Origin of the sequence: Amycolatopsis sp. lyj-109 (genome assembly GCF_046548995.1) — a bacterium.
Classification (GTDB): Bacteria; Actinomycetota; Actinomycetes; order Mycobacteriales; family Pseudonocardiaceae; genus Amycolatopsis.
In genome coordinates, this window is record NZ_JAJPWR010000027.1 from 45,868 (window position 1) to 58,230 (window position 12,363).

Below are 12,363 nucleotides of genomic sequence, written 5' to 3' on the forward strand. Positions count from 1 at the left end.
TGAATTAATGCATAACCTTTGCTGGCTGGTCCAGACCTCTTCACGAACTCGGTTACCGCTCAGCGGGATAGGACCTTCGGCCCGAGGCCCCGGCACCCCGAGGGACCACCGCCTTGCTGTTCTTTTGGCTACGTCCGCCGCTATCCCCGAGGCGATCGCCGAGCTCACAAGCCTGCTCGCGCCCGGAGGCCGCCGCTGAGCCGCGTTCCCTGGTCCTTCTCGGTGGCAACGGTGAAGGCGGAGAGGAGCGTCGCGGCGGCGAGGCTGCCCCAGAGGGCGGCTGAGCCGTGGGAGGCGAGAGCGGTGATGACCGCCGGGGAGACGGCGAGGCCGAAGCCCGTGGAGAGCTGGAAGCGGGCGAGGGCGCGTCCCAGGACATGGGCCGGGGCGAGGGCGGTGACGAGCGCGGTGGCGCTGCCGGCATAGCTGATCTCGCCGATCGTGCAGACCACGGACACCGCGGCGACAGCCGGGGGACCCCAGCCGTGTCCCAGGGAGGAAGCAGCGAAAAAGCCGAGGTAGGACGCGGCGAGTACCACGCCGGCGAGAGCCAGCACGGTCCGCCGGGAGAAGCGCGACAGCACGACGGTGATGGGCACTTGCAGGGTGACCACCAGCACCGTGTTCACCACGAAGATGGCGGCCGGCCACACCGGGGATGCGTGCAACTGGGTCACCAGGACCAGCGGGAGCGCGATTTCGAAGAGGTTGAGGCAGAAGACGTAGATCACGTTGGCGGCCAGCAGCGCGCGCATCCGAGGTGCCGGCCTGGCGTCGCCGGCCTTGGCCGGGGAAGCGGCCGGATCCGCTTGGAGGTGGACCGACCACGCCAAGGCCGCCGCGGCGAGATAGGCGAGTCCGGTGCCGGCTGCCAGTGCTTGCAATGCGGTGGTGCCGCCCGCCAGGCATGCGGTGGCGAGGAGCGCACCCACACCCAGGCCGGCATTGCGCAGGGCGCGCCCTGCCGCGAGAGCGGCGTCGCGTTCGCGGCCGTGGGCGACCGTGGCCACGAGAGCGGCGTGGGCGGCGGGCCATGCCTGGTTGCCGATGCCGAGGAAAAGCGCCGCCGCCGCGAACAGCCAGACGTTCCCGGCCGGGGTGGCCAGCAGCAGCGCCACGCCCAGCACTCGCACCAGCATCGACGCCGCCACGACCGTGCTGCGCGCACCCCGATCCAGCCAACGGCCGACAGCGGGCGTGCACCCCAGAGCCGCGACGACGCCGACCGTCATGGCGATGCCGGTGACCGGCGCGGACAGCCTCAGCACGGTCATCCCGAACAGCAGCAGAAAGGGCCGCAGCATGCCGGTGCCGAGCGCGTCCACGGCCACGGCCACGGCATAGCGGGGACCTCCGGAAGCCCGGACCAGGGCGCGGGGCTGGATCTTGGTGGTGGCTGCCATGACGTCAACGGTGCGTCGAGCATTCCGGCTTGCCGCGTCGATTGACGGACACCGTCAATCGACGCGGACGCCGGCCGGCCGACCAGTGATGATGGGGGGATGACGTTGAGGATCGACATCAGCGGCCTGCCGGCCGAGCGATTGCGGTTCACCGCGTCGCCGCTGGCCGAGCTGACCGCGATGCTGCACGTGCTGGCCGAACCCGGGCATCACCCGCAGCTCACCGGCTGGGCCGGGGACGTCTGGGCCGGGCTGCGGCCGGAGCTGGCCGAGCGGCTGCGGGAGGCGGAGTTCCTCTGGCGTTCCTCACGAGCCCACTTCTTGGTCCCCGCGCGTCCCCGGCCGACCCTCACCGAGGAGTTGGACGAGGTGGACCGGATCGACGATGAAACCTATGTGACCGCCGCGCTCATCACCACGTGCGGCAGCAACCGGGTCCACTTCGGCGCGCCGTCACCGCTCGCCGACGCGACGGCCCGCGAGCGGGCACTGAACCTCGCCCAGGCCCGCGGCGCGCTCCAGGAGGCCTTCGCGGAACGGTTGCTCGCAGACCCCGCAGCCGTGCGGGCGCGGGTCAGGGACACCCTCGAACAGTGCGCCGAGGCCTTCTTCGACGCCGCCTGGACGGGCGTCGCCGGGCAACTCGCCACTGACCTGCGCCGGAAGAACGACCTGCTGAAGCGCCAGGGCATCGGGGCGGCACTCGCATCGGTCTCCGGCGCCGTCACCCTGGCACCCGACGGCAACTGCATCATCGTGGACAAGCTGCAAGACGATGCGACCACCGCCCACGGCGCCGGGGTCACCTTCCTTCCCAGTGCCTTCGGCCGCCCGCATCTGGTGGCGATCCACGCGCCCGGGTGGCAGCCGGTGCTGCAGTACCCCGTCGCCGGGCCGAGTGCCTCGGAGCCAGTCTCGCTGGAGACGGTCACGCTCCGGCTGGAGGCACTCGCACACCCGGTACGGCTGCGGCTCCTGCGCACCCTGGCCCGCGGCCCGCACACCACCGGTGAGCTGGCCCACGCCTGGGAACTTTCGCCCCCGGAAGTTTCCCGCCATCTCGCTGTCCTGCGCCGCGCCGGCCTGCTCATGGCCCGGCGGCAGGGCCGTTACGTCCGGTACACCGTCAATCTGCCCGATCTGACGGCACTGGGAGCCGACCTGCTGGCGGCCGTACTGCGCTGAGTGGCTCTCGATCCTCGAAGCGGGGACAAACACAAACTGTCAGCGGTCCGAGCGCAGCGAAGCCGGGTCGAAGGACTCCCAATAGGCGTCCTCGTCCTCCACGCTCGCAGCGGGAGCCGCAGCGGGTGCCGGCGAAGACCCCAGCCGCTCGGCCCGCAGCCGCTGGAACTCCTCGACCGTCATCCCCGGGTCGTCATCCTCGGCCCGGGCCGGCGCGGGCATGCCGGTCATCTGCTCGATCATGTACGTCATGTCTTCGCCCACCAGCAAGGCCACCTTGTTGTAGCCGTCCTGGGTCGCTTCACGCATGGCCGCCTGGGCGATCTCCACCACCAGCGGCCCCAGGCGCTCACCCAGCTCCACCGCCGAGGGCGCGAGCCACAACCGCAGCAGCTTCCCCCGCGCGTCGACCGTCACCTCGACCTGGCCGTCGAGGTCGTGGGCCGTGCCGGACGCCGAGGCCAGGAGCTCCTCCACGCGGGCCATCGCCTCTTCGCGGGCGCGGGCCTGGGCGATCAGCCGGCGGGTCGTGATCACCTCGGTCCTCCTCCGTACGAGTACGTCTCGGCGTCCGGATCGTCGTCCGGGATCGGTTGGTAGCCCAAGGTTTCCAGCTGCTCGCGGTCGACGGCGGACGACAGCGCGTGGTACATCCGGTCGCCCGCCCGCCGGGTCGCGCGCTGGGCCAGCTCGAAGATCCGGTCGGCGAGCACCGCGGACCCGTGCCGCAGCGCCGAGCGGTGGATCGTGAGCCCCGTCAGCAATCCGCCGGGTGCCACCCGGACTTCGATGGTGCTGTCCGGCGACGCCGCCTTGCCCACCACCGGGCCCGAGCGCGCCAGGCGCCCGGAAACCTCCGCGCCCGCCCGCGATGCCTGCTCGGCGATCCGCGAAGAAGCCAGCTCGATGTCGAAGTCAGCCAACGCCATCACCCCGTCGGGCGGTAGAAGCCGATGAACGACTGTCCCGCGTTCGTGGTGCGGATCTTGCTGATCTGCACCGGATCGCCCGCCTCGACCATCTGACCGTCGCCGATCACCATCGCCACGTGCCCGGACCACACCACGAGGTCGCCGGGCAGCAGCTGGTCGATCGAGGGCACCTCGGCCCCGACCGTCTGCTGCGCCGCCGTGCGCGGCAGCTGCAGGCCCGCGTCCTGGTACGACGTCATGGTCAGCCCGCTGCAGTCGAGGCCGACGCCGCGGGCGGTGCCGCCCCACACGTACGGCACGCCGAGCTGCGAAAGCGCGTTGCGCACGGCCTTGGCCGCGGTTTCGTTCGGCGCCATCACCTGCTTGCCGCCGGGCAGGTTGATCGCGACGCCGCTGCCGGGCTGCGGCGGGATCGCGACCGGCAGCCGCGGCTTGTGGACGGCGCCGCCGCCCCCACCGCCGCCGCCCCCGCCGTCCGAACCGCCGGAGTACCCGCTGTTGCTGTTGAACGACGACCCGACCTTCGTCGAGGAAGAGGCCGAAGAAGACGAGGTCGTCTGCTCTTCGCCGCCGAGCCGGGTGCCGATGGCGGTCAGGTCGTTGATCGTCTGCTCGCTGAACGTCGCCGCCTGGCCGGTGAGCTGGCTGATCTTCGTCTGCAGCTTCATCAGGATGTCGCGCGACGCGGCGCCGCGGCTCTCCGGCGGCTGGATGGTCTTCACCGCTTCCAGCGCCTTCATCGACGCCGCGATCTCCTTGATGATCTGGTCGCGGACCTGGTCGTTCTTGATCTCGCCGACGTGCAGCGTCTCGGCCGCCTCCGCGACGGCCTTCTCGATTTCGGCGCTCTCGTCGAGGAGGTCCTGGACCTCCTTCTCCAGGCTCTGCGACGTCGCCGTGGCGCGGTCGGTCGTCGAGCCGGAGCTGGCCGACGCCAGCGAAACACGCTGGTCCGACGCGACGTCGCGGGTGCGGCCCACCGACGTCTGCAGGGCGACGTGCGCGTCCCGCGCGCCACCGATGGCGGCCGGGTCGTGGCGCAGCTTCTGCGCGAACTGGTTCGTCGTGTCCAGGTGGTGCCGGACGAGCTGGTCGGTGTGCTCGGTCACGAGCCCTGCCCGAGGTCGCCGCCGAGCCGCCGGACGACGTCGCCGTGTTCACCCTCGACCGCCGCGTAGTTGCGGTCGGTCTGCCGGGCCGCTTCCCCGACCTGCCCCCAGCCGCCGCCGACGCGGTGCAGCTTTTCCTGCAGCGCGCGCATCCGGCCGCTGTAGGCGCCGGAGAAGCCCGACTCGCCGCCCATCTCCGAAAAGCCGTGGCCGCCGAGCGTCACATGCGGGCCGACGTGCTTGTCGGCAGCCCCTTTGACGTCGTCGCCGAGCGGGTCGACTTCGCGCGCGTACCGCGTGTACGCGCCCTCATCGACGTGAAACCCCGAACCGTCCACTGGCCCTCCCTGTCACCAGGGATGCGACGCGCGCGCGGCACCCCCGGTTCCCCTGATGCGGGACCAGCCTAGTCCACAGTCCGTACCCGGAAGGGCGAATTGCCCGGAGTCAGCCGACGACCTTCGCGAGCCAGGACGGGTCCTGCCAGGACACGATCGAGCCGTTCGCGGTGACCGTCGGCGTGCCGAACCCGGTCTGCCCGCCGCCGAAGTCCTGCGCCAGCTTCGGGTCGTTCTCGATCTGCTGGAACGCCGTGTTCAGCTGCTGGTCGTAGGTGCCGGCGTTGACCGTCCGGGCGAACGCCGGGTCGGTGATGCCGACGTTCTTGCCGAGCTCGATCAGCTGCGCCTTGTCGTAGCCGCGCTTGCCCTCTTCGGGCTGGTTGGCGAACAGCGCGTCGTGGAACTGGAGGAACTTGCCGGCGTCGGCCGCGGCCAGCGCCGCGTTCGCCGAGTCGAGCGAGTAGCCCGGCGGGCTCGAACGCTGGTTGAGCAGCGGCACCATGTGGTAGCGCACCTGCAGCTTGCCGTCGTTGATCGCCTGCTCGACCTGGCCCTTGTACTGCTTCTCGAACTCGCCGCAGATCGGGCAGAGGAAGTCGGCGTAGACGTCGATCGAGGCCTTGGCGCCGGTCTTGCCGACGGTGACGACCACCCCGTCACGCTTCTGGGTGACATCGCCCGCCAGCGCGCTGGTGCTTTCGCCGGCGCCGATGACCTTCCCTTCGGTCTTGTTCTTGTCCGAGATCGTCCAGATCACGCCGCCGATCACGAGCGCGGCCACCACGACCACGGCCCCGATCCCGATGATCCACTTCCGCCGGTCGCCGGACGCTCCCCTGGCCTGCGCGACCACCTTCGGACCGGCCTGCGCCGCTTGACGACGCTTCCGCGCGGTCCGCTCAGCTCCACCCACTGTGTATCAGTTCCCTTCCGCGATACCCGAGTAGTCGTGTTCGGGCTCGCCCGAGTTCCCGCGACCTCGCGCCAGCCAGCCGTCGAGCGACAGCCAGGTGCGCGGACGCGCCAGCAGCCACACCGCGAGCAGCGCGAACCCCGAGTCGCGGAGGATCTCCTGCGGGTACTCGGTCTGTCCCGCCGCCACGTGGCCGCCGCCGCCGAAGCACCCGCAGTCGATGCTCAGGCCGCGCGCCCACGATTGGGCGATGCCGGCGATGAGCACGAGCAGCAGGCCCAGCGCGGCCGCGGCGGCCCACCGGGTCGCCAGGCCCGCGAGCAGCAGCAGCCCGAGCACGAGTTCCACGAGCGGCAGCGCGATGGCCACCACGTTTTCGAGTGCGTCCGGCAGCACCTCGTACGCCTGCACGGCGATCAGCGTCTGACCCGGATCGGCCAGCTTGAGCGCACCGGAAACGAGCCAGACGGCAGCCAGCCCGAGCCGGGCGAGCGTGCCGACGGTGTTCAGCACGGGTTGGGACGGTCGCACCACGCACTTAGGCTAACGGGGGGACCTGAGAACAACGTGAGGCGGAGGGAGCGGCCGGATGCGGTGGCGCACGCTCCTCGGCTCGGCGTTGCTGCTGGTCACGGTGTCGGCGTGCGGTCCGGCGAAGGTCTCGCCCACGGACTCGCTCGTCACCCGGGCGAGTGCCACGGATCACCTGACCATCGGCATCCGGTTCGACGCGCCGGGGCTCTCGGAGCACACCATCGACGGCCGGTTCGTCGGGTTCGACGTCGATGTCGCAACTTTCGTCGCGAGTGAGCTCGGCGTCTCCGCGAAGGACATCACGTGGCGCGAGACGACGTCGGCGACCCGGGAGACGGACCTCACCTCCGGCGCCGTCGACCTGGTGGTGGCGAGCTACTCGATCACCGACAAGCGCAAGGAGCTCGTCTCGTTCGCCGGCCCGTACTTCACCACCGGCCAGGACCTGCTGGTGCGGCGGACGTCGGCCGACATCGCCGGCCCGGAGACGCTCAACGGGCGGCGGCTGTGCTCGGTCACCGGGTCGACGCCGGCGCAGCAGGTGAAGGACAAGTACGCCCAGGCCGTCCAGCTGGTCGAGTACCCGCGGTACTCCGACTGCGTGACCGCGCTGCTGGCCGGGCAGATCGACGCGGTGACCACGGACGCGGTGATCCTGGCCGGTTACGTCGCGCGTGACCCGGAGCTGCTGAAGATCGTCGGGAAGCCGTTCTCGAAGGAGAACTACGGCGTCGGCCTGCGCAAGGGCGACACCCAGGGGGTGACCGCGATCGACGACGCGATCCGGAAGATGATCTCCTCCGGCGAATGGCTGCGCTCGCTCAACGCGAACATCGGCCCGTCCGGTTACCAGCTGCCCGCACCCCCCGAGGTCACGTCGAAGTGAAGCTCCCCGACCTGCCGGTCCGGTCCGTGCTGCCCGACGTCGTCGCCGCGCTGGCCGAACGCGGGGCCGCGGTGCTCGTGGCGCCGCCCGGCACGGGGAAGACGACGCTGGTCCCGCTGGCCCTGGCGGCGGCCGCCGAGGGCCGGGTGGTGGTCGCCGAGCCGCGGCGGCTGGCGGCGCGCGCGGCGGCGGGGCGGATGGCGGCGATCCTCGGTGAACCGGTCGGCGAGACGGTCGGGTACGCCGTGCGCGGCGACCGGAAGGTGTCCGCGCGGACCCGCATCGAGGTCGTGACGTCGGGGCTGCTGGTGCGGCGCGTGCAGGGCGACCCGGAGCTGCCCGGCGTCTCGACGGTGCTGCTCGACGAGTGCCACGAGCGGCACCTGGACGCCGACCTGCTGCTGGCGCTGCTCCTGGACGTCCGCGCCGGGCTGCGCGAGGACCTGCGGCTGCTCGCGACGTCGGCGACGGTCGCGTCCGGCCGGCTCGCGGCCCTGCTGGGCGACGCCCCGGTGGTGACGGCCACGGCGCGGACCTACCCGGTGGAGTTCTCGTACGTCCCACCGGCCCGCGGCGAGCGCGTCGAGGCCTGCGTCGCGCGTGCGGTGCGCACCGCACTGTCCGAAGGGGACGGTGACGTGCTGGCCTTCCTGCCTGGCGCCGGGGAGATCGCGCGGACATCGGCGCTGCTGCGATTGTCTGATGTGGACGTTCTCCCGCTGCACGGCCGCTTGTCGGCCGCACACCAGGACGACGCGCTGCGACCACGAGACCGGCGGCGGGTGGTGCTGGCGACGGCGGTGGCGGAGTCGAGCCTGACGGTGCCGGGTGTGCGCGCGGTGGTGGACTCGGGGCTGGCGCGCGTGCCGCGCGTCGACCACCGGCGCGGGCTGCCGGGCCTGGCGACGGTGCGCGTGTCGGCGGCGGTGGCCACCCAGCGGTCCGGCCGCGCGGGCCGGGAGGCGCCGGGGCGGGCGTACCGCTGCTGGGCCGAGCACGAGCAGGCGACACTGCCGGCGTACCCCGAGCCGGAGATCCACACGGCCGAGCTGGCCCGGCTGGCGCTGGAGCTGGCGTGCTGGTCGACGCCCGACGGCAGCGGGCTGGCCTGGTGGGACCCGCCGGGCGAAGGCGCGCTGGCGGCGGGCCGGGCGCTGCTGGTGACGCTGGGCGCGACGGACGCCGCGGGAACGGTGACCCCGCGTGGACGGCGGATGGCGGAGCTGGGCCTGCACCCCCGACTGGCCCGCGCGTTGCTGGACGGGGCATCGGCGGTGGGCGCGCGCAACGCGGCAGAGGTGGTGGCACTGCTGGACGCAGGCGCAACACTGACGGACGTGAACGCGGAGCTCCGCCGCCTCCGCTCGGCGGCGGACGAGGGCTCGCGGCGCTGGAAAAGGGAAGCGCGGCGGTTGGAAGGGTTGGTTCCGGCTGCCCCGGCGGGTAAGGCCGATCCCGCACTCGTCGTCGCCCTCGCCCACCCCGAGCGGCTCGCCCGGCGACGTCCCGGTGGCGCGCCCGTCTACCTCATGGCCGGCGGTACCGCCGCCGAACTCCCGCCCGGCAGCGGCCTCGACGCCGAGTGGCTGGCGATCGCCGAAGCCACCCGCGATCCCGGCCGCGTCCACGGCACCATCCGCCTCGCCGCGGCCGCCGACGAAACCCTCGCCGTCCGCGCCGGCGAAGTGTCCGAAGTGGACGAAATAACCTGGGACGGCGATGTCGTCGCCCGGCGGGTCCGCAAGCTCGGCGCCATCATCCTGTCCGAACGGCCCCTGAAGAACGCCGACGTCCACGACGCCCTCGTCGCGGGCCTCACCACCGAGGGCCTTGGTCTCCTGAAGTGGAGCCAGGACGCGACCCGCCTGCGCGAACGGCTGGCGTTCCTGCACCGCGTGCTCGGCCCGCCGTGGCCGCCGGTGGACGACGCCGCCCTGCTGTCCGATGTGGACAGCTGGCTGAACCTCGGCACCGCCCGCCGGAAGGCCGACCTCGCGAACATCAACGCGGGCACCGCCCTGAAGGCCCTCCTTCCCTGGCCGGAAGCGGCGAAACTCGACGACCTCGCCCCGGACCGCCTCGAAGTGCCGTCGGGGTCGCACATCCGCGTCGACTACCGCGGTGACCGGCCCGTCCTGGCCGTGAAGCTCCAGGAAACCTTCGGCTGGACCGAAACCCCGGCGATCGCCGGCGTCCCGGTGGTGCTGCACCTGCTCTCCCCCGCCGGACGCCCGGCCGCGATCACCGCCGATCTCGCGTCCTTCTGGACGTCCGGCTACCCGGCCGTGCGCGCCGACCTGCGCGGCCGCTACCCCAAGCACCCCTGGCCGGAGGACCCCGCCGGCGCCGTCCCGACCCGGCACACCCGCCGCCGCAGCTGAGGAAACCCTGACGAAAGTCGGGGGCGGCCCGCGACCGTCGTCCGATGCCCGCGCACCCCCACCGGCCGCAGACTTCGACGCATGATCACACTCAGGGGACTCACGAAGCGCTACGGGGAGAAAACCGTCGTCGACGCGCTCACCTGCGACGTCGCAGCGGGCCAGGTGACCGGGTTTCTCGGCCCGAACGGCGCGGGGAAGTCGACGACCATGCGGATGACCGTCGGGCTCGACCACCCGCAGGCGGGCGAAGCCCTGGTCGGCGGGCGGCGCTACGCCGAACTGCGGCACCCGCTGCGCGAGGTCGGCGCCCTGCTCGACGCCAAGGCCCTGCACCCGGGCCGCAGCGCCGGAAAGCACCTGCTGGCCATGGCACGCAGCAACGGCATCGCGGCGAGCCGCGTCGAGGAGGTGCTGGCGACCGTCGGGCTGTCCGACGTCGCCGGCAAGCGGGCCGGCCAGTTCTCGCTCGGCATGGGACAGCGGCTGGGCATCGCGGGCGCGCTGCTCGGCGACCCGGGGGTGCTGCTGTTCGACGAGCCGGTCAACGGCCTCGACCCGGACGGCGTCCGCTGGGTGCGGCAGCTGATGCGGTCACTGGCGGCCGAGGGGCGCACGGTGTTCGTCTCCAGTCACCTGATGAGCGAGATGCAGCTGACCGCCGACCACCTGGTGGTGATCGGCAGGGGCAAGCTGCTGGCCGACGCCCCGGTGGCCGAGTTCATCGCGGGCAATTCCCGCACGACGGTCTCGGTCCGCGTCCCGGCCGGCGGCGACCGCTCCGCGCTGGCCGAACGGTTGCGCGCCGAGGGCGGCCTGACCCACCCGGGCGAGCCGGGCGAGCTGGTGGTGGACGGCGTCGACGTGACCCGCGTCGGCGACCTCGTGCACGAACTGGGGATCCGCGTGCACGGGCTCGCCGAGCGGACGGCGTCGCTCGAGCAGGCGTACCTGGAACTGACGGCTTCTTCGGTGGAATACGGGGTGTCGGCATGACGGCTTCGGTGGAAGTACGCGGCGGCGGGCTCGCGGGTGCGGTGGCCGCGGAGTGGACGAAGTTCTGGTCGGTCCGGGCGACGTGGTGGTGCCTGGTGACGGGAACGGCCCTGATGCTGTGCTACGGCACGCTGTCGGCGATCGCCCAGCGCATCGGAGACGATCCGCAGGGCGCCCACACGATCGCCCTCGGCGGCGGTTTCTACCTGACCCAGTTCGCGGTGATCGCGCTGGCCACGCTGTTCGTGACGAGCGAGTACGCCGGCGGCGGCATCCGCTCGACGCTGCTGTGGACCCCGGTCCGCTCCCGGGTGGTGCTGGCGAAGGCGGCGGTGCTGGCGCCGGTCCTGTTCGCGTACGGAGTGCTGCTGTCGTGCGCGGGAATGGCACTGGCCACCGCGGTGATGAACGGCTACGGCCTGCCGACGAGCTTCGAAGCGGGCTTCACGACGGCATCGGGCATGGGCGGGTACTTCGCGCTGATCGGCCTGCTGTGCGCGGGAATCGGCTGGGCGCTACGCAGCGCGGCCGGGACGCTGGTGTCGGTGATCGTGCTGCTGGTCCCGCTGCCGCTGATCGTGGCGTCGCTGGGCCTGCCGGAGGCGATGCCGTACTTCCCGGGCATCGCGGGGGTGAACGCGATGGTCGAGGCGGGGCAACCGAATCCGATCACGATGACGGTGGCACCGTACGCGCCGTGGGTGGGGCTGCTGATCTGCGCGGCCTGGGCCGCGGTGGCGTTGCCGGCGGGCGCGGCGGTGTTGCGCCGCCGGGACGCCTGACACGAAACGCCCCCACCCTCACCGGCAGGGCCCGGCAAAGTCGCGGTGGCTCGCTCACCCGGCAGCGCAGCTCAGCCAACGTCTTGAATGACTCATTCAAGACCTCCGAAGCCCTGAATGAGTCATTCAAGACACCGCGGCCACACCAGCGCCGCCGAAACCGCCCCCTTCGGGCCCGCCCCCTCGACTTGCCGAAATCCTGGCCACCCCGCGGGGGCGCCCCCCGGGTCCAGCGTATCGAGGCGGACCGACCAAAACCGGACGTCAGCCTCGCCGACGGCCCGGTTGTCCACATCCCCGCCGGGCTGTGGACAACCGGCCCGAGGTCACTCCACCCCGATCCCCGCCAGGATCTCCCGAGCGCTCGCCACCAGCGACTCGGACGAAGGCGGCGCCAGCGATCCGGTCCCCGCCAACGCCCCGAAGATCGTCCCCTCCATCCAGTCCACCACCACCCGCGCGTGCCGCGCAGGGTCCGTCGAACCGGCCGCCTCCAGCACCGCGGCCGCGTGGTGGCGGATCTGCAGACCTCCCTCGTCGTACACCGCGCGCAACTCCGGGCGCCGCGTCGCCTCCAGTGCGAACTCGTACCGCGCCAGCATCCGGGTCCGGCCCGCGGTGATCGCCTCGAACGCGTAGCCCGCGATGAACTCGGCCAACGACCCCGACGATCGCGGTGGGGCCTGGTCGAGTACCACGATCCGGGCGATCGTCAGCTCCAGCAGCGCCGCCCGCGTGCGCGCGTAGTACGACGTCGAGCCCGTCGGCAGGCCCGCCGCGCAGTCCACCGCCCGGTGGGTCAAGCCGCGCATGCCCTCCGCCGCGATCACCTCGATCGCTGCGTCCGCAATCACATCAACGCGTTCCACGAGCACGCACTCTACAGGTGTAGAGTCCTCTA

Annotated in this window: 13 protein-coding genes; 5 read left to right on the forward strand and 8 right to left on the reverse strand. The window is 72.1% G+C overall.

Going from position 1 to position 12,363, the window contains the following annotated elements; genetic code table 11:
- Positions 1-164 precede the first annotated feature (164 nt).
- Complete coding sequence (locus tag ACLJQF_RS40100) at positions 165-1,403, reverse strand: MFS transporter (protein WP_410615524.1); 1,239 nt, start codon at positions 1,401-1,403, stop codon at positions 165-167.
- 99 nt (positions 1,404-1,502) lie between these two features.
- On the opposite strand from ACLJQF_RS40100, the gene ACLJQF_RS40105 reads away from it, so the two are divergent.
- Positions 1,503-2,588: a DUF5937 family protein gene (locus ACLJQF_RS40105; RefSeq protein ID WP_410615525.1), complete on the forward strand. Its 1,086-nt coding sequence runs from the start codon at positions 1,503-1,505 to the stop codon at positions 2,586-2,588.
- A gap of 39 nt (positions 2,589-2,627) precedes the next feature.
- Here ACLJQF_RS40105 and ACLJQF_RS40110 read toward each other — a convergent pair whose 3' ends face one another.
- The 6 genes from ACLJQF_RS40110 to ACLJQF_RS40135 form a co-directional block, all read right to left on the reverse strand.
- The gene (locus ACLJQF_RS40110) at positions 2,628-3,125 is read right to left on the reverse strand and encodes a YbaB/EbfC family nucleoid-associated protein (RefSeq protein WP_410615526.1); all 498 of its coding nucleotides are present in this window, start codon (positions 3,123-3,125) and stop codon (positions 2,628-2,630) included.
- Positions 3,122-3,511, reverse strand: coding sequence for a YbaB/EbfC family DNA-binding protein (locus ACLJQF_RS40115; RefSeq protein WP_410615527.1), 390 nt, complete (start codon positions 3,509-3,511; stop codon positions 3,122-3,124). The genes ACLJQF_RS40110 and ACLJQF_RS40115 overlap by 4 nt, the downstream gene beginning before the upstream one ends.
- 5 nt (positions 3,512-3,516) lie before the next feature.
- Positions 3,517-4,629, reverse strand: a complete 1,113-nt coding sequence (locus tag ACLJQF_RS40120) for an NlpC/P60 family protein (protein WP_410615528.1) — start codon at positions 4,627-4,629, stop codon at positions 3,517-3,519.
- Positions 4,626-4,967, reverse strand: coding sequence for a hypothetical protein (locus ACLJQF_RS40125; protein WP_410615529.1), 342 nt, complete (start codon positions 4,965-4,967; stop codon positions 4,626-4,628). Before ACLJQF_RS40125 ends, ACLJQF_RS40120 begins: the two co-directional genes overlap by 4 nt.
- A 109-nt stretch (positions 4,968-5,076) precedes the next feature.
- Positions 5,077-5,823, reverse strand: a complete 747-nt coding sequence (locus ACLJQF_RS40130) for a DsbA family protein (RefSeq protein WP_410615591.1) — start codon at positions 5,821-5,823, stop codon at positions 5,077-5,079.
- 66 nt (positions 5,824-5,889) lie between these two features.
- Entirely contained in the window at positions 5,890-6,396 is a 507-nt protein-coding gene (locus tag ACLJQF_RS40135) for a MauE/DoxX family redox-associated membrane protein (protein WP_410615592.1), read from the reverse strand.
- 76 nt (positions 6,397-6,472) lie between these two features.
- Here ACLJQF_RS40135 and ACLJQF_RS40140 point away from each other — a divergent pair, with 76 nt between their 5' ends.
- The 4 genes from ACLJQF_RS40140 (at position 6,473) to ACLJQF_RS40155 (ending at position 11,462) form a co-directional block, all read left to right on the forward strand.
- Complete coding sequence (locus ACLJQF_RS40140; RefSeq protein WP_410615530.1) at positions 6,473-7,303, forward strand: glutamate ABC transporter substrate-binding protein; 831 nt, start codon at positions 6,473-6,475, stop codon at positions 7,301-7,303.
- Positions 7,300-9,684, forward strand: coding sequence for an ATP-dependent helicase HrpB (gene hrpB, locus ACLJQF_RS40145; protein WP_410615531.1), 2,385 nt, complete (start codon positions 7,300-7,302; stop codon positions 9,682-9,684). The genes ACLJQF_RS40140 and hrpB overlap by 4 nt, the downstream gene beginning before the upstream one ends.
- Before the next feature lie 81 nt (positions 9,685-9,765).
- Positions 9,766-10,680 carry an ATP-binding cassette domain-containing protein gene (locus ACLJQF_RS40150; protein ID WP_410615532.1) on the forward strand — a complete coding sequence of 305 codons (915 nt, stop codon included), beginning with the start codon at positions 9,766-9,768 and terminating at the stop codon, positions 10,678-10,680.
- Complete coding sequence (locus ACLJQF_RS40155) at positions 10,677-11,462, forward strand: ABC transporter permease (RefSeq protein WP_410615533.1); 786 nt, start codon at positions 10,677-10,679, stop codon at positions 11,460-11,462. The genes ACLJQF_RS40150 and ACLJQF_RS40155 overlap by 4 nt, the downstream gene beginning before the upstream one ends.
- 326 nt (positions 11,463-11,788) lie before the next feature.
- Here ACLJQF_RS40155 and ACLJQF_RS40160 read toward each other — a convergent pair whose 3' ends face one another.
- A complete protein-coding gene (locus ACLJQF_RS40160; protein ID WP_410615534.1) occupies positions 11,789-12,331 on the reverse strand; it encodes a TetR/AcrR family transcriptional regulator in 543 nt (180 codons plus the stop codon).
- Positions 12,332-12,363 lie beyond the last annotated feature (32 nt).

Bases quoted from the DNA above. Each gene is read 5' to 3' on its own strand.
- ACLJQF_RS40100 (WP_410615524.1), bottom strand. From the start codon at position 1,403: ATGGCAGCCACCACCAAGATCCAGCCCCGCGCCCTGGTCCGGGCTTCC.
- ACLJQF_RS40140 (WP_410615530.1), top strand. From the start codon at position 6,473: ATGCGGTGGCGCACGCTCCTCGGCTCGGCGTTGCTGCTGGTCACGGTG.
- ACLJQF_RS40150 (WP_410615532.1), top strand. From the start codon at position 9,766: ATGATCACACTCAGGGGACTCACGAAGCGCTACGGGGAGAAAACCGTC.
- ACLJQF_RS40155 (WP_410615533.1), top strand. From the start codon at position 10,677: ATGACGGCTTCGGTGGAAGTACGCGGCGGCGGGCTCGCGGGTGCGGTG.
- ACLJQF_RS40105 (WP_410615525.1), top strand. From the start codon at position 1,503: ATGACGTTGAGGATCGACATCAGCGGCCTGCCGGCCGAGCGATTGCGG.